The sequence below is a fragment of the Kribbella sp. NBC_01510 genome (assembly GCF_045040325.1).
Taxonomy (GTDB): domain Bacteria; phylum Actinomycetota; class Actinomycetes; order Propionibacteriales; family Kribbellaceae; genus Kribbella.
Map to the genome: position 1 here is coordinate 4080016 of NZ_CP109418.1, position 18684 is coordinate 4098699.

Below are 18684 nucleotides of genomic sequence, written 5' to 3' on the forward strand. Positions count from 1 at the left end.
GGAGACTGAAGTTCGGTGGTACCGGAAGAACCGGCAGCGCGCATTCTCATGGTCGAGGACGACGCGGTGATCCGTGAGGCGACCCAACTGACCCTCGAACGCCACGGGTACGACGTGACCACGGCCGAGGACGGCCTGGAAGCGATCGAACGATTCGAGAAGATCCATCCCGACGTCGTGATGCTCGACATCATGCTGCCCGGGCTGGACGGGATCTCGGTGTGCCGCCGGGTCCGGGAGACCAGCACGGTCCCGATCGTGATGGTGTCCGCCCGCGGAGACGCGCTCGACGTCGTACTCGGGCTGGAGGCCGGCGCGGACCACTACGTGACCAAACCGTTCGACACCCAGGTCCTGGTGGCCCGGCTTCGGGCGGTGATGCGGCGGGCGGTGTCCGATCCGGAGCGACCGACGCCGGCGGCCGGCTCGGGCGTGGAGTCGTTCGGCGACCTCGAGCTGGACCGCGAGGCCCTGGAGGTACGGCGTGGTGGGTCGACCGTCCAGCTCACACCGACCGAGCTCAAGCTGCTGATCGAGTTCGCCAACAACCCGGGTGTGGTGCTGAGTCGCTCCACCCTGTTGCAGCGGGTCTGGGACTACGAGTGGGGTGGCGACGGCCGCCTGGTCGACGTCCACCTGCAACGGCTGCGGACCAAGATCGGCGCGGACCGGATCGAAACGGTCCGCGGATTCGGATACAAGCTCAGGGCCTAGGAGTGGGTCTCCGTGGCAAGCTCGGGCTGATCTTCCTGCTGGTCTCGGCGCTCGCGATTCTCGTGCTGTGTGTCGCGGTCTACACCCAGGCACAGTCGGCCCGGCTGGACCGCACACGCAGTTTCGCGGACGAGCGGATCCAGCTCGCGGCTCAGAACTATGACACCAACGACGTCCCGGTGCTCGGGGCGAAGCTGGACGACCCCGATCTGCCGCCGCAGTTGCGCGAGGCGGTGCTGGAGGGCAAGCGGGCGACGTTCAAGACCGGGTCGCCGCGCGCGAAGATGTGGGCCGCAGTCGGGGTCAAGGACGGCAAGATCCTCTCGATCGAGCAGGACTACGAGACCAGCGACGACTCGATGAAGGCGCTGCAGCAGGCGCTCGTGCTCGGCGGGTTCGGGACGGTGGCGCTGGTCGCCCTGGTCAGCGTGATCCTGGCCGGCAGCCTGTCCAGGCGGATCGTCGCCGTGGCCGGGACGGCGCGCCGGATCGCGGCCGGCGATCTGGACGCGTCGGCGGCCGAGGCGGTCGGCAAGGGCAAGGACGAGGTGCAGTCGCTGGCCGCCGCGCTGGACACGATGGCCAGCTCATTGCGTGGTCAGCTGGAGGCCGAACGGCGGTTCACCGCCGACGTCGCGCACGACCTGCGGACTCCGGTCACCGGGCTGACCACCGCGGCCGAGTTGCTGCCCGCGGGGCGGCCGAGCGAGCTGGTCCGGGACCGGGCCAAGGTGCTGCGCCGCCTGGTCGAGGACCTGCTGGAGATCGCCCGGTTCGACTCCGGTGTGGAGCAGGCCGACCTCGAGCTGGTCGGCCTCGGAGCTTTCGTCGGGTCCGCGGTCGGCCGGCTGCGGATGCAGCAGGCGCTTCCGCCGGACTGCGTGGTGGTGCATCAGCTCGGTCCCGACGTCACGGTGTCCACGGACTCGCGCCGGGTCGAGCGGATCCTGGCCAACCTGATCGTCAACGGGCTGCGTCACGGTGCACCGCCGGTCGAGGTCACGGTCACCGGCCGGACCGTCGAGGTGGTTGACCACGGCAACGGTTACCCGGAGGAGTTGATTGCCGAAGGCCCGCGTCGGTTCCGGTCCGGGATGGCCGAGCGCGGCGTCGGGCACGGCCTCGGCCTGACCATCGCGGCCGGTCACGCCAAGGTGCTCGGGGCCGAGCTGACCTTTGGCGCGTCCGCCGGTGGTGGTGGTGCGCTGGCCCGACTCGTCCTGCCGGCAGGACCTGAGACGGAGTCGTGACACAACTATCCGCGACGCGACCGCGCCGCCAAGACCGCGAGCGCCGCGGCCTCGGTGACCTCACCAAGTGACGCGGCTCGCTCGTGAGGAGAGCGGCTGGTCGTGCCCGTGACCTCGGACAGGTAGTGGGGACCTCGGACCCTGCCCGCCGGTGCAAGCTGGTCGGGTGTGGTGGCAGCGGGGATGCGGACGGGGGCTGGGTGTGCAGCTCGACAGGAGGTGTCCGCCCCGGCCCCGGCCGGGCCGGTCGGGCCAGGCGTGAAAGCCTTGCCCGACCAGCAGTCCTGGACCGGCACCTCCTGTCGAGCTGCACCCCGGCCGACCTCACTCACCTCGCCCACACATCCAGCAGGAGAGCCGAAACATCCTGTCTCAGGTCCCCAGTTGGTGTCCGGGGTCCCGGTTAGTGGGTGCCGTAGACGTTGAGTTCCGCGGCCGATCCGAAGACCGCGCCGTTGAGTGAGCTGGTGCCGACGAACTTCACGAACCGTCCGGGTTTGGCGGCGAAGTCCAGCCGTTGCGTCGCCGTCGAGTTCGGGAACTCACCGGTCGCGACCGGCGTACCCCAGTCCTGGCCGTCGGCGCTGACGTAGAGCTCGTAGCCCTTGAACATCCCGTTCGTCCCGCTCTGCCGCGGCAGGTAGCTGAACCCGTCGACCTGGTACGTCGATCCGAGGTCGAGCGTGATGTGGTGCGGGAAGGTCGCCGGCGTCGGCACCTCCGACCACGCCGAATGCCACAGTGTGCTTGGGTTTCCGTCGAGAGCCGACGTCGCCGCACCGCCCGTGGCGACGTCCTCACTGCTCACGTCCGCCACCGTGATCCGGGACTGCGGCACGATGCCTGGCGGCAGCACGGTCGCCTCGGCACTGATCGTCGACTGACCACCTGTTGCCGTCAGCACGTACTTGCCTTCCGGCGTGCCGGCTGGTGGGGTCACGTCCCACTTGGTCGTCACACTGGCGCCGGGGGCAACAGTCGCGTGGGTGGCCGGAGTAGTCGCCGCGACGGTCCAGCCGTCCGGAGCAGTCAGCCCCAGCGTGACGTTGTCTGCGGCAACGACATCGTTGTTGGTGAAGGTAGCGACGACCGTGTTCGCCTCACCGGAGACGAGACCGGTCACACCGGACACCGCGACCGAAGTGCAGTCGGCCGGCTCCGACGTCGTGCCGAGGTCGGTGACGGCGAAGTTGTCCATGATGAAGTCCGCCTGGTCACCGCCGTCGGACAGTTTGCGCAGGCCGACCCAGTAGTCGCCGCCGCATCCGGCCACGAACTCCTGGCTGAAGGCCGCCTTCGTCCGCTGCTCGCCGATCGGCGTGGACTTGACCTCGACCGAGTCGGGACGGTCAACCCCCTGGACCCACGCGTACTGGCCGGCCCGACCGCTGGCGTAGTCGAAGCTGACCTTGTACTTGTGGCCGGGCTGGAAGTTCACCGTCCACGGTGCGGTTCGATAGACGAGCCCTTGGTTCTCCTCATGGGACTTGAGCGACCACTCGCCGTCGAGGACGTCGTCGACGAGCTTCCCGTTCCAGCCGGCCTGCGTGTACGGCGCATGCTTGCGAGCGAGCACGGTCCGTGGGTCGGTGACCCCACCGGCATCGCCCTTCACGAACGGTCCCCAGCCCTGGTCGACGTTCTCGAAGTCGTCGACAAGTCCTACGGCCGGACGCTTCGTCTCCACCACGCGGACGTCGTCGATGCGAACCTTGGCGGCACCGGCGGCCGCGCTGATGCTGAGGTCGGCACTGTCGCCCTTGGCGTCGAAGACGACGCGGGCTCGCTGGTAGTAGGCGCCCTGTTTGTCGTCGGAGGCAACCATGTTCTGGGCGGTCGATCTCGTCACCACGTTGTGTACGCCGTCTGCCGTCAGCATGGTCGGTCGGGACTTGCCCGGTTCGACCTCGATCCAGGCCGAGGCACTGTAGGTACGGCCGGCGGTGAGGCCAGTGATCCGCTGGCGCAGCGACGAGGTCTTGCTGCCGAGCGATGCGACGTGCTGGCCGTTCGCCAGCGTGTCGATCGTCGCGCCGCCGGTGGCGTTCCATGCGGCGAGTTCGCCGGCATTGAAGCCGGGATCCTTCAGGTGCGTGCTGTCACCCCAGTTCGCGCTCCGCGGTGACGGCGCCGCGTCCGGGTAGATCACGTACGGCTGGCCGGCGGTCGCGTCGAGACTGATCGCGCCGTTGTGCACAGGTGCGGACGCGACCTTGACCCGGCCGGTGTCGGTCAGCTTGTAGACCGAGAACTTCGGTACGCCCGCGAAGGCCGCCGGGAGCTGCCACGTCGTCCGGCCGCCGGCCGGGTTGTAGTGGTAGAGCTTCTTGTTGTTGTCCCAGGGCAGCAGGTACTTGTCACCGTCGAGCACCTTCGCGGCACCGGCGTACACGGTCCGCTTGCCGTTCTCGACCGCGCCGCGGACGCCGCCGGTGAAGGTGATGTCGTTGCTGTTCCAGTCGGTGATCTTCTGCTGCTGGAGGAACTTCGCCGGCAGGTTCCGCTGCCAGATGTTGGCGTAGAAGGCGTTCCAGTCGGTCTCGCCGGTCCAGCCCTCGAACTCGACGATGGCGGACTGGCCGAGGATCGGGTCGTTGTTCCAGACGTCCTTCTCGTGGTTGCGGACGAACCGGATGATCTGGCTGTTCAGGCCCTTGTTCGTCGGACCGCCGTAGTCGAGGTCGTTGGCCCAGTGCGACCACAGCGAAGTGCGCTCGTGCCGGTCGGCCCACTCGGTCGCGATCTGCCAGCCCTGGCCGGCCAGCTGCCGGGTCAGGCCGTCGGCGAGCCAGCCCGACTGGTAGTACACGTCGATGTAGAGCTCTTGCAGGTTCTTGTCGGTCTCGTCGCGGAGTTGCTGGAACCGCTTGACGATGTTGCCGGTGGCAAGGTCGGGGCGCTGCTTGATGTAGTAGCTCTGGTTCAGCCAGTTCCAACCCTTGGAGTTCTTGTCGACCAGGTCCTCGCTGAACGCGTTGGCCTCCGGGTAGGACTCGGTCGCGTTCACGTGGACGCCGAAGGCGGCGTTCCAGGACTTGCCCTGCTTCAGCAGCGTGTTCAGGTCGGTCAGGCCGCCGGCGCGGGTGTTGTAGTTGCCGCCGTAGTCCGGGTGAGCCGAGTCGTGGCCCTCGGCGCCGTACCCCTTGAGGATGGCCAGCTGGCCGAGGCCGTCGGTGGACAGCGAGATCCGCTTGACGTCGTCGAGCGTCCGCAGGAACGGGTGAGTCGCCTGGCTGGCGAAGTTGAACGGGATGTGCGTGACGACCCGGTCCTTGACCTGGTCGCCGCCTTGCGGCTCGGTCATGATCGAGCGGAACGCGATCGCGCCGTCCTGCCAGTCGACGGTCTTGTCCTGGTTCGCGTCCGGCGTCACCACGACCTTTGCCCAGGGCAACGGCTCGGTGTACGGCGAGGTGTCGGCGCGGTAGGTCCACTGACCGCTCCACACGCCGACACGAGTGCTGCCGTCGGCGGTCTTGCGGGCTTGGTGCCAGAACCGGGCGCCGTCGTCGACGGACTGGCCGGAGGGTTTGTCGTAGACGGAGTTCGACTCGATGCCGGCGGCCAGGCCGCTGGTGTTCACGAACGCGTACGCCGCTCCCGTCGCGGACGGCTCGGCCGGGGTCGCCGCGGTGACGGGCGTGATCTTGTCCGCGGTCCGGGTGGAGTCGGGGTCCAGTGTGGTGAAGGCGGTGGTCGCCCCAGCGTCCGTACTCGCGACGGACACCAGGTCCTGGTCAGGGATGTCGATGGTGTGCACGCGGCTGGTCTCGGTGTCGCGGACCGCGTCGATAGCGAACGTCGTCACCCGGCCACTCACGCTCAGGCTCGCATCCAGCTCCACGCCGGGCAGCGCGTCGAAAACCAAGTGGTACGACGCTCGCCCGCCACTGACCGTGGGTGGCGCGGACAGGTGCGCCGTCCGGGCCACTCCGTCGATGGTGACCGTCGAGATCGCATCTGGCTGGCCGCCGAGGGCCTGACCGGAGCCGTTGTCGACGTACTTGATCACCCGCGGGAAGTCGGCCCCGACAGTGACCGTCAAGTCGTTCGACCGAAGCGTCAGATCGCCGGCGGCGTGCGCACCCACAGGCACGCTCAACACGCCGGCAGCCATCGCTACAGTCAGTACTCCGCACCCCACTGAACGTTTCATGCGCAGAAAGTTCGCACGTAACCGCTAACACGTCAAGAGAAACGAACACTTATGAACAGGGTTGCTCAGGGAATGATCGTGCCCGTGACCTCGCCCAGGCCAACGCGGGAGCCGTTGGCAGTCGTGGCCCAGGCGGTGATCGTCACGTTGTCGCCGTCCTCGAGGAAGGTGTGCTCCTTGCCGTCCAGGACGAGCGGCTCACGCCCGCCCCAGGTGAGCTCGATGAACGAGCCCCGCTGGTCCTTCTCCGGGCCGCTGACCGTGCCGGACGCGTAAAGGTCCCCGGTCCGGACCGAGGCGCCGTTCACGGTCAGGTGCGCCAGCATCTGCGCCGGCGACCAGTAGATGTCCTTGTACGGCGGTGAGCTCACCAGTTGGCGGTTCAGATAGACCTCGAAGGTGATGTCGTAGTTCACCAGGTCGTCGCTCGCCAGGTAGGGGAGAACCGGCGGATCCTGCGCCGGCAGCGGGACGGCCGCGGCCTCGAGGGCCTCCAGCGAGACGACCCACGGTGAGATCGACGTGGCGAACGACTTCCCGAGGAACGGTCCCAGCGGCACGTACTCCCACGCCTGCAGGTCGCGCGCGGACCAGTCGTTCACGAGCACCACGCCGTACACGTGCTCGCGGAAATCCCGCACGGACACCGGCTTCCCGAGGGCGGACGGCGTACCGACGACGTAGCCGAGCTCGACCTCGATGTCGAGGCGCTGGGACGGCCCGTACGTCGGAGCGGCCGCGTCGGGCGCCTTGCGCTGACCCGACGGGCGAACGATGTCGGTGCCGCTGGCAACGATCGTGCCGGACCGGCCGTGGTAGCCGACCGGGAGGTGTTTCCAGTTCGGCAGCAGCGGCTCGGAGTCCGGGCGGAACAGCCGGCCGAGGTTGGTCGCGTGCTGCTCGGAGGCGTAGAAGTCGACGTAGTCCCCGACGTCGAACGGGAGCTGCAGCGTGACCGCCGACTGCGGGATCAGGTGTGGCTCGACGGTGTCCCGGTCGTTCTCGTTCCGGACGAGCTCGAGCAGCCAGTTGCGGGTCGCGCGCCAGGCCGGCCGGCCGAGCGCGAGAAAGGCGTTCAGCGTCGGCTCGGCGAACAGTTGCGCTCCGTCCAGCATCTGCGCGGACGCGAGCGGCGCGAGATCGATCACCTGGTCACCGATCGCGGCACCGACCCGCGGGTCCTCGTCACCGTGCCGGAACACGCCCAGCGGCAGGTTGTCCGGCCCGAACGGCGAGTTGGCCGGCATGTCGATCCAGGTCATCAGGGCCCCTCCAGCAGGTTCAGGGCGGCCAGGTCGTGGCGGGGTTCCTCGATACTGCACGAGCCGAACGAGGTGAACCAGCGGCGCGTGCTCACCGCCTGGTCCTCGGACAGTTCGCGGGCCTGGTCGGCGAGCGCGTCACCGTCCCGCGACGCCAGTACGGCGGCCAGCTCGTCCTGCGAGGCGCCGTCGAGAGACGCCCGGGTCGCGAGTAACACGTTCAGGAACCCGTGATGCTCGAACCCGGTGTCGGCCGCGGTATGCCGGACTGCGTTGTGCAGCCCGGCCGTGCACTTGAACGCGACCTCACGATCCAGACAGGCGGTGATGAACGCAGCGACCTGGATCTCCGACGGGAACAACGCCGCATCGAGCCCGCCGGTCCGCAGCTTGGCGGCGTACCCGGCGTCGGCGACGACGTCGAGCGCGCGCTCCCACGCCCCGTCCAGACCCACTTCGACGTACGCCGTCTCCTCGTCGAGGCAGTCGTCACACGCGCGGACGACGCGCAGCGCGTTGCGGGACAGGTCGTCCTCGTTCCGCAGCCGGACCTCGATCGCCTTCACCTCGACGTCGTGGGACCGGTCGCCGTACCGGACCGCGGGCTCGATCCCGCCGGCGCCGCCGGTGATCACGACGGCGACCTCGAGCGGACCGGCGCCGTCGCGGGCGGCCTCCGCGGCGATCTTCACCAGGTCCTCGTCGGTGCACACGAACGGCCCGACCAGATCGGCGTACGGCGACCGGCGGTGCGCGCGGTGGGCGGCGACGGCCTCGGCCAGCGGCAGGTCCCCGGGCGGGAACATCGATGCGTCGTCGACCAGGTGCCGGAACAGGGCAAGGACGGTTGACATGGCCCTGAGCCTAACGGATGCTTTCGGTAAGCGGACGCATGCGTCCGATAGTCGGATGGGCTGTGAGAAGTCCGGGAGCAGGGGTCATGACGTTCTACCGGCAGGTCGGCCAGGTTCCACCGAAGCGGCACACGCAGTTCCGGAAACCGGACGGCGGGCTGTACTACGAGGAGCTGATGGGGGAGGAGGGGTTCTCATCGGACTCGTCGTTGCTGTACCACGCCGGCGTCCCGTCCGCGATCGTGGACTCGCAGGTGTGGGATCTGCCCGACCTGGCCACCGTGGCCAATCACCCGCTCACCCCGCGGCACCTGAAACTGCACGACCTGTTCACCGACACCTCCAAGAGCAACGACCGGGGCGGTGGGGTGGGAAATGGATTCAACACCGTCGACGACCGCCGGCTCGTGCTCGGGAACGGCGACGTCCGGATCTCGTACGTCGTCGCCGAGCAGCCGTCGCCGTACTACCGGAACGCGATCGGGGACGAGTGCGTGTACGTCGAGAAGGGGTCGGCGACCGTGGAGACGGTGTTCGGGGTGCTGAACGCGGTCGAGGGCGACTACGTGATCATCCCGCGGGCGACCACACATCGCTGGCTGCCCGGCCCGAACGGTGTGCACGCGTACTGCATCGAGGCGAACAGCCACATCGCGCCGCCGAAGCGGTATCTGTCCCGCTACGGGCAGTTCCTCGAGCACTCGCCGTACTGCGAGCGGGACCTGCACGCGGCGAGCGAGCCGCTCGTGGTCGAGGACACGGACGTCGAGGTGCTGGTGAAGCACCGCGGCAGCGGTCCCGGCGGGATCGTCGGCAGCCGGATGACGTACGCGACGCATCCGTTCGACGTGGTCGGGTGGGACGGCTGCCTGTACCCGTACACCTTCAACGTGAGCGACTACGAGCCGATCACCGGACGGATCCACCAGCCGCCACCCGTGCACCAGGTATTCGAGGGCATCAATTTCGTGGTCTGCAACTTCGTTCCGCGGAAGGTGGACTACCACCCGCTGTCGGTGCCGGTGCCGTACTACCACTCGAACGTCGACTCCGACGAGGTCATGTTCTACTGCGGCGGCGACTACGAGGCGCGGAAGGGATCGGGGATCGGACTCGGCTCGATCTCGCTGCACCCGGGTGGGTACGCGCACGGGCCGCAGCCGTCGGCGATCGAGGCCTCACTGGGCGCCGAGCGGTTCGAGGAGCTCGCGGTGATGGTCGACACGTTCCGTCCGCTGGAGCTGGGCGAGGGCGGTCAGGCGGTCGACGACGGCGTCTACGCCTGGACCTGGGCCGGCCGCCGCACCTCGTAGGTCCGGATCGTGTGGGACTCTTGACCGGTGAGTGAGCACGGGGACGCGGCGCGGACCTTTGTCGTCGGCGTCGATCGGGATGCGGTGCTGCGCCGGCGCGAGATCGTCGCGAAGGTGCAGCGGCGCGGCGCCTGGGTGACGCTGGCGATCGGCGCCGTGGGCATCGTCGCCGCGCTCTACGCGGTGTTCGCGTTCCGTGGTGCGGGGATGTGGCCGTTCGCCGTGTTGTTGATCGCGGCAATGATCCCGCTGGTGCTCAGCACCGTGCTGGCGCTGCGGCTCCAAGCCGAGCGCCAACGCTGGTACGCCGCCAACGAGCTGCAGCCGGTCGCCATGCGGATGTCACCCAAGGCGCTGGAGCTGGCTTGCGAAGGAGCGGCGTACCCGGTGGTGCTGCCGTGGTCGACGGTCCGCGGCTTCCGGCAGGAGAAGCTCTTCGGTCAGTACGCTCTCGAGCTGGACCTTGCTCCAGGCGTCGGCGCCACCACGGCCGGCGTCCGCGGCCTCGACCAGCCCGCGGTCCGGACCGTCGTGAAGCCCAATCCGCTCCTGCGCCCGACCGGCCTGTATCTGGTCAAGTCGCTGGACCAGCCGGTCCACGTCATCGACGAGGCCCTCAAGCACTTCTCCGGGGGCACCGCCGGCGTCCGTCACTAACCAGCTAGCAGGGCAGGCTCTGGTAGGTGTAGCCCAGCTTGGTCAGTTTGGTCAGGGCGCTGTCGAGGGCTGCGACGGTCTGGGAGCGGTTGCCGCCGCCGTCGTGCATCAGGATGATCGCGCCCGGCCTGGCGCCGCGCAGGATCTCGTGCTCGATCTTCGCCGTGCCCGGCTTGGTCCAGTCCTCGGTGTCGACATCCCACAGGACCTGGCGCTGGTGCAAGGCCGCCGCGGTCGCCGCGATCTTGGCGTTCGTGGCCCCGGTCGGCGGGCGCAGGCATTTCGATTTCACGCCGGACGCGATCTCCTGCCGCATCTTCGCCACCGGCAGGAGGGTCAGCGTCTTGTGGTCCCAGGTGTGGTTGCCGACGTGGTGACCGGTGGCGCGTTCGAGCGTGACCAGCTCGGGGAACTGTGCCACCTGGATGCCGAGCACGAAGAACGTCGCGTGCGCCTTGTGCTTGCGCAGGACCTGCAGCACCTTCGGCGTCCACTCGGGCTGCGGTCCGTCGTCGAACGTCAGGTAGAGGACCTTGCCGTGCGCGGTCAGGTTCCAGTCGTCCGGCGCGGTCGTCGGCGTGATACTGCGCTGGGACGGGTGCGGCGGTTTCCGCGGCCCGACCGATGTGTCCTGTTTGTGCGTGATCGGCGGACTCAGCGGTCCATGCGCCGAGGCGGCCTGGACGACGGGCGCGGCGCTGGTGATCGAGTGGTCGGACGGCTTGGCGGCCTGGGCGAGGACGGCACCGCAGAGCAGGGCGGCGACCAACGGCAGGATCTTGCCGGGCGGCTTGGTCATGATGGGCATCTTCTCGTGCCGACGGGGGCATCCGGGCATCGGGTCCGGGGTGTGTCGGCCTTAGGGTGACCAGATGCCGGGGACCCCGGCGCAGGCAGCAGCGACCACACGTGAGGCGAATGATGACGGACAGCGGTGAGCGCACGACGATGACGAGGCGAACTGTGATCGGCGGTGCCGCGGCGCTGGCCGCGGCCGGGTTCCAGGCGGTGCCCGCGTACGCCGGCCACGGCGATGGGGGCAGCGGTAAGGCGGTCCGGCTGACCGTGATGGGCACCACCGACCTGCATGGCAACGTCCTGAACTGGGACTACTTCAAGAACGCCGAGTACGACGACGCCGCGCACAACGACATCGGCCTGGCCAAGATCTCCACGCTGGTCACCGCCGTCCGGGACCGGATCGCCGCCGAGCGGCACGCGCCGCGCCCGCTGATGCTCGACGCCGGCGACACCATCCAGGGCACCCCGCTGACGTACTACTTCGCCCGGATCGAGCCCATCACCGGCGGCCATATCCACCCGATGGCGGCCGCGATGAACCAGATCGGGTACGACGCCGCGGCGCTGGGCAACCACGAGTTCAATTATGGGCTCGACATCCTGCGCAAGTTCCAGCGGCAGTTGCGGTTCCCGCTGCTCGGGGCCAACGCCCAGGACTGGACCACGGGCCTTCCGGTCTTCCCGCCGTACGTGCTGAAGCGGGTGCACGTGCCGGGCGAGAAGCCGATCACGGTCGGCATCCTCGGCCTGACCAACCCGGGTATCGCGCTCTGGGACAAGGCGAACGTCGACAACAAGATCACCTTCGGCGGCATCGTCGAGCTGGCCAAGCTCTGGGTCCCGCGGGTCCGCAAGGCCGGCGCCGACGTGGTGATCGTGTCCGCGCACTCCGGCATGGACCTCTCCTCGTCGTACGGCGACGCCCTGCCGTACCCGGAGAACGCGTCGGTGCTGATGGCCGAGACCGTCCCCGGCATCGACGCCGTGCTCGTCGGGCACGCGCACCTGGAGATCCCGGAGCGCCTCGTCACGAACACGGCCAGCGGCGAGCAGGTCGTGCTGACCGAGCCGCTGAAGTGGGGGATGCGGCTGTCGCTGATCGACCTGGATCTGCAGAAGGTCCACGGCCGCTGGAAGGTCGTCGGCCGGCACAGCCAGGTGCTGAACGCGAACACGGTCGACGCCGACCCGAAGGTGGTCGCCGTCCTGCAGAAGGACCACGACAAGGTCGTCGAGTACGTCAACGGCAAGATCGGCACCTGCAAGGAGGCGATGTCCGCGGCGACCGCGCCGTGGGAGGACACCGCCGCGCTGGACTTCGTCAACTTCATCCAGGCCGACGCGGTGTCGAAGGCTCTGGCCGGTACGCCGCAGGCCTCGCTGCCGGTGCTCGCGATCGCCGCTCCGTTCAACCGGGCGGCCGCGATCCCGGCCGGTGACGTGTCGGTACGCGACGTGGCCGGGCTCTACATCTTCGACAACACGCTGCTCGCGGTGACGATGTCGGGTGCGCAGGTCAAGGACTACCTCGAGTTCTCCGCGCAGTACTTCAAGCAGGTGACCGGCACCGGGCCGTTCCCGTCCGACCAGGTCACCAATGCCCCGACCCCGACGGCACCGATCGGTACGCCGGACTACAACTACGACATCATGGGCGGCCTGACGAAGCCACTGACCTACAAGATCGACATCGCCCAGGCGGTAGGATCGCGGATCACGGACCTCGCGTACGACGGGGTCGCGCTGGCGGCCGACCAGCAGTTCGTGGTCGCGGTCAACAACTACCGGCAGTCCGGCGGCGGCAACTTCCCGCACGTCAAGACCGCGCCGGTCGTCTACAACCGCCAGGTCGAGATCCGCCAGCTGATGATCGACTACGTCACCAGCACCGGCACGGTCGACCCGGCCACCTTCCACACCGTCGACTGGTCCCTCACCTCGAACGGCACCCCGATCACGATCACAGGCTGACCCTGCCGGCTGGTCTGCCCACGCGCGCTCCCGGTCAGGTTAGCCACTCGCAGAAGCCGCAGGCGGCGCTGTCGGCGGCCAGGGGCCAGGCGGACCGGGGTTGTAGCGACCTGGCGACCTGTTCGGCTCTTGCGTCGTGCATGCGCTGGGCGTCAGCGCCGCCGTAGGTTCCGGAGCGTACGTACGCCCACTGGCGGTCGCCGGCGTGGACGAAGTAGCGGGCCTCGCCCTGGTCGCCGCGGGCTTGCCAGAGGTTCGGGGCCAGCGCCGTGCACTCGGTGACCGGGCCCTCGGTTTTGTCCTCGAAGCCGGTGCAGGGGGCCTGGTCGGGGTCGAGAGTACGGGTGGTGACGTCGATGTCCGCGATCCGGTCGCCATGTGCGGTGGGGCGTTCGAGTACGGCGTAGTCGACACCGGTGCTCGAGTAGCTCACGCTGTACGGCCAGGTGCCGTCGAGGTCGGTCTGCAGCGGTCGCTCGACGACTGCCTCGATCTTGCGCTGCTCCGACCACACCGCGACCAGCTTGGACGCGACCGGAAGGGTGGCGATCACCAGAACGCCGGCCGCGACCACGACTGTCCGCAAAGGTATCCGCCACCGATCACCTTCGGCTCGCCGGTAGGAACTGCCGACGAGCGTGCCGGCGACACCCACGATCGCGGCCAGGAACACCAGCAGTGGTGCCTGGCCCAGGAACGCACCCCACGCCGCGCGCACGAGCAACAGAATCGTTGCCGCGGCGCCGATACCGAAGATCGGGCCGGCGCCGAGCCGGACGGCCAGTACGAGGACAGTCACGGCGGCGGCGATTCCGCCCACCGCCACGCCGGCCCCGATCCCAGTCACGACCGCCAGACACTCGTAGTCGTCCGTGCAGTCGCGCGAGGCGATGTTGGTTGCGATGACGGCCGCCACCACGGCTACTCCGGCCCCGACGCCGAGTGCGATCAGGACGCTGCGGACGGCCGCCCGCGACCAACTCTTCTCGCTCATAGCAGCACGGTAGGTGCGGTAGGGATCAGTCGTCCGTTGTCTCCGGCAACGTTCATGAGCATCGTCCGGGACCCCGCCGGCGCCGGTCAGGTGAGAGTGACGCCGGCCGCCCGGAGTTCGGTGAGTGCCTGTTGCGTGGTGGCGGGTGCGACTCCGGCGGTCAAGGTGGTGAGGACCGTCGTGGCGAAACCTGCGTGGTGGGCGTCCAGAGCGGTCGCTCGGACGCAGTAGTCGGTGGTGAGTCCACAGATGTCGACCTCGGTGACACCCTTGGACCGCAGCCAGTGCTCGAGTTCGTGGCCGCCTTCGTGGGCTTTGCCCTCGAAACCTGAGTAGGCAGCCGCGAACTCGCCTTTGTTGAAGATCGCGTCGAACGGCTGAGGGTCCAGGTTCGGGTGGAAGCTGACGCCGTCGGTGCCGGCCACGCAGTGCCGCGGCCAGGAGTCCACGTAGTCGGGGTGGTCGGAGAAGTGGTCGCCCGGGTCGACGTGGTGGTCCCGGGTGGCCACGACGTACGCGTACTGCCGGTCCGCCGGGTCGTCCTCGTGCCACTTGTGTAGCAGTTCGCCGATCCGGAACGCGACATCCGCGCCGCCGCTGACCGCCAGACTCCCGCCCTCGCAGAAGTCGTTCTGCACATCAACCACGATCAGTGCCCGGGCCATCGCGACGCTCCTTTGTCAGGTGTCCTAGGCCAACGGTACAAGCGTTGCCGCCCGCAGACCCCGGATTGCGGGCCGTCGGTGGGTCACCCGGCCAGTAGTTGGCCTCCGGTCACGCGCACGATCTCGCCCTGGATCGCGGTGGTCCGCGGCGAGGTGAGGAAGAGGATCGCGTCGGCCACGTCGGTGGTGTCCGGCAGTTTGCGGGCGCTGAACCCGGCGGCGATCCGGTCGAGCGCCGGCTTGGGGATGACCCGGTGCTCGCCATTCTCCAGGGTGATACCAGGCATCACGAGGTTGACCAGGACGCCGTCCCGACCGAGGTCGTGCTGCAGCGCGGTGACGAACCCGTGCAGCCCGGCCTTCGCCGCGCCGTACGGCCAGGACCCCGGCAGCGGACGGACAGCCACATCCGTCGTCAGCAGCACGAGGCGACCGTGGGCCGAACGCCGCAGCGCCGGCGCCACCTGCTGCACCAGGTGGAAGTTCCCCTCGAGGTTGGCCCGCAGGATCGGGATCCACCACTCCGGCTTGGCGTCCTCGATGTTCTCCGGCCGGTCGTTGAACCCGAGGTTGCCCCAGTTGACCGCGTTCCCCACCACCGCGTCGAGCCCGCCCCACCGCTCGACGGTCGAGGCGACCGCGGCTGCGATCGTCTCCGGCTCGTTCAGCTCCATCGGTACGACGTACGCCGTACCGCCGGCCGCCTCGATCTCCTCCGCGACCGCCTCGGCCGCGTCCTTCCGGGAGTTGTAGGTGATCGCGACCCGTGCACCTTCGCGCCCGTACGCGACCGCGGTGGCCCGCCCGATCCCCGACGACCCGCCGGTCACCAGCACGGCCGCGTCCTTCAGTCCCAGCTCCATGAACCGCTCCTCCACTAACATTTAGTCGGCTAACCAGAAAATTTAGCCGTCTAATAAAACCTCGTCAACCCACCCGCGGTGACCTGCCGATGTGAGCCGAGAGTTATCGTGTGCTGGCACACCGTCACAACGCACGAGTCATGGGCTGGCGCCATCCGCCGGAGCGGCCCTTGGGGGCGCTCATGAAGAAGGCAGTTCTTGCACTTGTCACCACCGCGGCCGTGGTCGCCGCCGCGCTGGTCCCGTCCGGCCGGCCAGTGGTGGCGGCGACGGGCGGCCAGTCGGGCCAGGCCCCGTCGGGGTTCGCCTCGGCCCTGTCCGCGGTCAAGTACCCGACGTGGCAGACCAACGCCAGCGTGAACGCGCTGGCCGTCGCCGGGAACACGGTGTTCGCGGGCGGCCTGTTCACCCGGATCCGGCCGCCGGGCAAGCCGGTGGGCGAGGGGGACGCGGCCCGGAAGTACGTCGCTGCCTTCAACCGGACCACGGGTGCGCCAACGCGGTTCGCCCCGAGTGTCAAGGGCCCGGTCTGGAGCATCGCCACCTCCCCGGACGGCAAGTGGGTCGTGATCGGCGGCGACTTCACGGCCGTGAACGGCCGGCCCCGCCAGCGCGTCGCGCTGTTCAACGTGGCCACCGGCAACCTTGTGGCCGGGTGGGATCCGGCGGTCAACTACCGCGTCGCGGCGCTGGCGATCACCGGCAACACCGTCTACCTGGGCGGCTCCTTCGGCCGAGTGGGCAAGGTCCCCCGCAATCGCCTCGCCGCCGTGGCCCTGAACACCGGCGCGCTGCTGCCGTGGAATCCGGACGCGGACGACGACGTGCACGCGATCGACCTGTCCGTGGACCGTACGCGCGTCTTCGTCGGCGGCGGCTTCACGACGCTGAACGGCGCGGAGCACCACGCGCTCGCCATGCTGAACGCGAAGACCGGTGCCGCGTTCGCGATGCCGGCCGCCGCTGCGATCCCGGCGGAGACGCCGGACTGCGACAGCCGGGTCAAGGACATCGAGACGCAGGGTAACAAGGTCTTCGTGGCCAATGCCGGCAGCGGCATCGGCTGCTACGACGGCGTCCTCGCCGCCGACGCGACCACCGGCAAGTTGCTGTGGCAGAACCACTGCCTGGGAGCGACCGAGGCGATCAAGGCCCTCGGCAACTGGCTCTACAAGGGCTCACACGCCCACGACTGCAGCGAGGACGGCGGCTTCGGCGACGACACCGGCATGCACCACCTGCTGGTGTTGAGCACGTCCACCGGCAAGCTCGGCCCCTGGTTCCCGAACACCGACGCCGGAGGCGAGACCCTGGTCGGGCCGCTGGCGTTCGCGTCCGGCGGCAACGACCTGTGGGCGGGCGGCGACTTCACCGAGGTGAACGGCGTACCGCAGCAGGGCCTCACCCGGTTCACGAATGCTCCGGGGGGTGCGGTGCCGGCCCAGCCGGGTGCGCCGGAGGTCTCGAGCAGCCGCGTCAACAAGGTGACGGTGAGCTTCGCCACGGTGGTCGATGTGGACAACACTTTGCTGACGTACACGGTGTACCGGGGCAAGACCAGGATCGGCACGTGGTCGCGCTACTCGTACCCGTGGACGGCACCGACCATCACGACGTTCACCGACAGCCGCCTGACCAGCGGCCAGACCCTCGGCTACCACGTCGAGGTGACCGACGGCCGCAACGTCCGCAAGGGCACGGCCGCGGCGGTCAAGGTCCGCTGATCAAATCCGGTGCGACCGCGGCGACGGTGAAATAGGCTATTGGCCGAGTCGACACGTCGAGGAGTTGGGGATGCCCGGTCAATCGAGCACGCGCTGACCTGAATCGTCATCGCGTGCTGCTTCCGATGTAAGCGGCACGGTTCTCCCTGCCCTGGTGCGTTCCGCCCGGGGCCGACTCCAAGGACTTCCTCGTGTCGCTGCCGTCGCGCACGCCCAGCCTGTGGGCGCATCGTGATTTCCTCAGTCTCTGGCTCGGCCAGACCGCATCGCAACTCGCCGGCTTTGCCGGCCAGGTGACCCTGCCACTGGTCGCCGTCGTCTCACTCGGAGCCGGGGCGGCCCAGCTCGGCGCGCTCCGCGCCGTCCAGCAGCTCCCGATCCTGATCTTCTCGCTGTTCGTCGGCGTGCTGGTGGACCGGTGGCGATCCCGCACCGTGATGGTGTACGCCGACCTCGGCCGAGCGCTCGTCCTCGCGGCCGTCCCGCTCGGGTGGATGCTCGGTCTGCCGTTCCTGTACGTCGTGGCGTTCACCGCCGGCGTGTTCACGGTCTGTTTCGACGTGGCGTACCAAGCTGCCCTGCCGCGGCTGGTCGAGCGTGATCAGCTTGCCCAGGGCAACAGCATGCTGGAGACCACTCGCTCGGCCGCGCAGATCTGCGGCCCGGCGCTCGGTGGCGCGCTGGTGTCGTTGCTGACCGCGCCGATCGCGGTCCTCGCGAGCGCGGTGTTGTTCGCCTTTTCCAGTTTGTCGATCCGGCGCATCCGGCGGCTGCCGAGCATGACCTCTGAGGCGTCCAGCGGCGTGGTGCGGCAGATTCGCGATGGACTGCGGATCGTCGTGCACGACGGGTCGCTGCGGGCGATCGCGACGGCGACCTGTGTGTACCAGTTCTCCTTCACCGCGCTGACCACCGTGTATCTGCTCTTCGTGACGCGCACCCTGGACCTGCCGGGCGCAGTAGTCGGCCTGGTGCTCGCCGCGTTCGGTCCGGGCGTGCTGATCGGCTCGCTCCTGTCCAGTTGGCTGCCCCGATGGTTCGGGTACGGCCGGGTCGTGGTGTTCGCCGCTTTGAGCTCCGACCTAGTCATGCTGTGCACATCAGCGCTCCACGTCTCCGGACTGGCAGTGGTGGCCGCACTGATCACCATCAACGTCCTGTACGGCGTACTGAGTCAGACCGTCGACATCGCGGTGACGGCTATCCGGCAGGCGGTCACTCCGCTCCCGGTCCAGGGACGTGTCGTCGCCACGATCAACTTCCTCGGCATGGGCCTGACCCCGCTCGGCGCCCTCCTCGGCGGCGCCGCGGCCGGAGCTTTCGGCATCCGGACCGCACTCTTCGCCGCCACCGCGGGCATGTTCCTCTCACCGCTCGCGCTGAGCCTGTCCCCACTGGCTCGCCTGGGCCGCAGCCTGACGCGATGAAACGGGTCGCGGTGAGCGCTCGAGACCCTGTTC

General features: G+C 68.8%; 14 protein-coding genes. 7 read left to right on the forward strand and 7 right to left on the reverse strand.

The window, feature by feature from the left end; genetic code table 11:
- The first annotated feature begins 48 nt into the window (after positions 1-48).
- Together cseB and OG558_RS20380 are read left to right on the forward strand one after the other, a co-directional pair.
- Positions 49-714 carry a two-component system response regulator CseB gene (cseB, locus tag OG558_RS20375; protein WP_405071667.1) on the forward strand — a complete coding sequence of 222 codons (666 nt, stop codon included), beginning with the start codon at positions 49-51 and terminating at the stop codon, positions 712-714.
- 2 nt (positions 715-716) lie between these two features.
- Complete coding sequence (locus OG558_RS20380) at positions 717-1964, forward strand: ATP-binding protein (protein WP_405071668.1); 1248 nt, start codon at positions 717-719, stop codon at positions 1962-1964.
- 403 nt (positions 1965-2367) lie between these two features.
- Here OG558_RS20380 and OG558_RS20385 read toward each other — a convergent pair whose 3' ends face one another.
- The 3 genes from OG558_RS20385 to OG558_RS20395 form a co-directional block, all read right to left on the reverse strand.
- A complete protein-coding gene (locus OG558_RS20385; RefSeq protein WP_405071669.1) occupies positions 2368-6081 on the reverse strand; it encodes an endo-alpha-N-acetylgalactosaminidase family protein in 3714 nt (1237 codons plus the stop codon).
- Between the two features lie 104 nt (positions 6082-6185).
- Positions 6186-7382 carry a fumarylacetoacetase gene (gene fahA, locus OG558_RS20390; protein ID WP_405071670.1) on the reverse strand — a complete coding sequence of 399 codons (1197 nt, stop codon included), beginning with the start codon at positions 7380-7382 and terminating at the stop codon, positions 6186-6188.
- Positions 7382-8236: a hypothetical protein gene (locus tag OG558_RS20395; protein WP_405071671.1), complete on the reverse strand. Its 855-nt coding sequence runs from the start codon at positions 8234-8236 to the stop codon at positions 7382-7384. Before OG558_RS20395 ends, fahA begins: the two co-directional genes overlap by 1 nt.
- A gap of 86 nt (positions 8237-8322) precedes the next feature.
- On the opposite strand from OG558_RS20395, the gene OG558_RS20400 reads away from it, so the two are divergent.
- Entirely contained in the window at positions 8323-9549 is a 1227-nt protein-coding gene (locus tag OG558_RS20400) for a homogentisate 1,2-dioxygenase (protein ID WP_405071672.1), read from the forward strand.
- Between the two features lie 27 nt (positions 9550-9576).
- The gene (locus OG558_RS20405; RefSeq protein ID WP_405071673.1) at positions 9577-10206 is read left to right on the forward strand and encodes a hypothetical protein; all 630 of its coding nucleotides are present in this window, start codon (positions 9577-9579) and stop codon (positions 10204-10206) included.
- Positions 10207-10210: 4 nt separating this feature from the next.
- Here OG558_RS20405 and OG558_RS20410 read toward each other — a convergent pair whose 3' ends face one another.
- On the reverse strand, positions 10211-11005 hold the full coding sequence (locus OG558_RS20410; protein WP_405071674.1) for a polysaccharide deacetylase family protein: 795 nt from the start codon (positions 11003-11005) through the stop codon (positions 10211-10213).
- Positions 11006-11154: 149 nt separating this feature from the next.
- Here OG558_RS20410 and OG558_RS20415 point away from each other — a divergent pair, with 149 nt between their 5' ends.
- On the forward strand, positions 11155-12978 hold the full coding sequence (locus OG558_RS20415) for a bifunctional metallophosphatase/5'-nucleotidase (protein WP_405071675.1): 1824 nt from the start codon (positions 11155-11157) through the stop codon (positions 12976-12978).
- Positions 12979-13012: 34 nt separating this feature from the next.
- Here OG558_RS20415 and OG558_RS20420 read toward each other — a convergent pair whose 3' ends face one another.
- From OG558_RS20420 to OG558_RS20430, 3 genes are all read right to left on the reverse strand, one after another.
- Positions 13013-13972, reverse strand: coding sequence for a hypothetical protein (locus OG558_RS20420; RefSeq protein ID WP_405071676.1), 960 nt, complete (start codon positions 13970-13972; stop codon positions 13013-13015).
- A gap of 86 nt (positions 13973-14058) precedes the next feature.
- Positions 14059-14637 carry an isochorismatase family protein gene (locus OG558_RS20425; protein ID WP_329474507.1) on the reverse strand — a complete coding sequence of 193 codons (579 nt, stop codon included), beginning with the start codon at positions 14635-14637 and terminating at the stop codon, positions 14059-14061.
- An 83-nt stretch (positions 14638-14720) separates the two neighbouring features.
- Positions 14721-15500, reverse strand: coding sequence for an SDR family NAD(P)-dependent oxidoreductase (locus tag OG558_RS20430; protein WP_405071677.1), 780 nt, complete (start codon positions 15498-15500; stop codon positions 14721-14723).
- A 182-nt stretch (positions 15501-15682) separates the two neighbouring features.
- Here OG558_RS20430 and OG558_RS20435 point away from each other — a divergent pair, with 182 nt between their 5' ends.
- Positions 15683-17224, forward strand: coding sequence for a fibronectin type III domain-containing protein (locus tag OG558_RS20435; protein ID WP_405071678.1), 1542 nt, complete (start codon positions 15683-15685; stop codon positions 17222-17224).
- A gap of 191 nt (positions 17225-17415) precedes the next feature.
- Positions 17416-18651 (forward strand): MFS transporter, encoded by a 1236-nt coding sequence (locus OG558_RS20440; protein WP_405071679.1) that lies wholly within the window; start codon positions 17416-17418, stop codon positions 18649-18651.
- Positions 18652-18684: the final 33 nt, after the last annotated feature.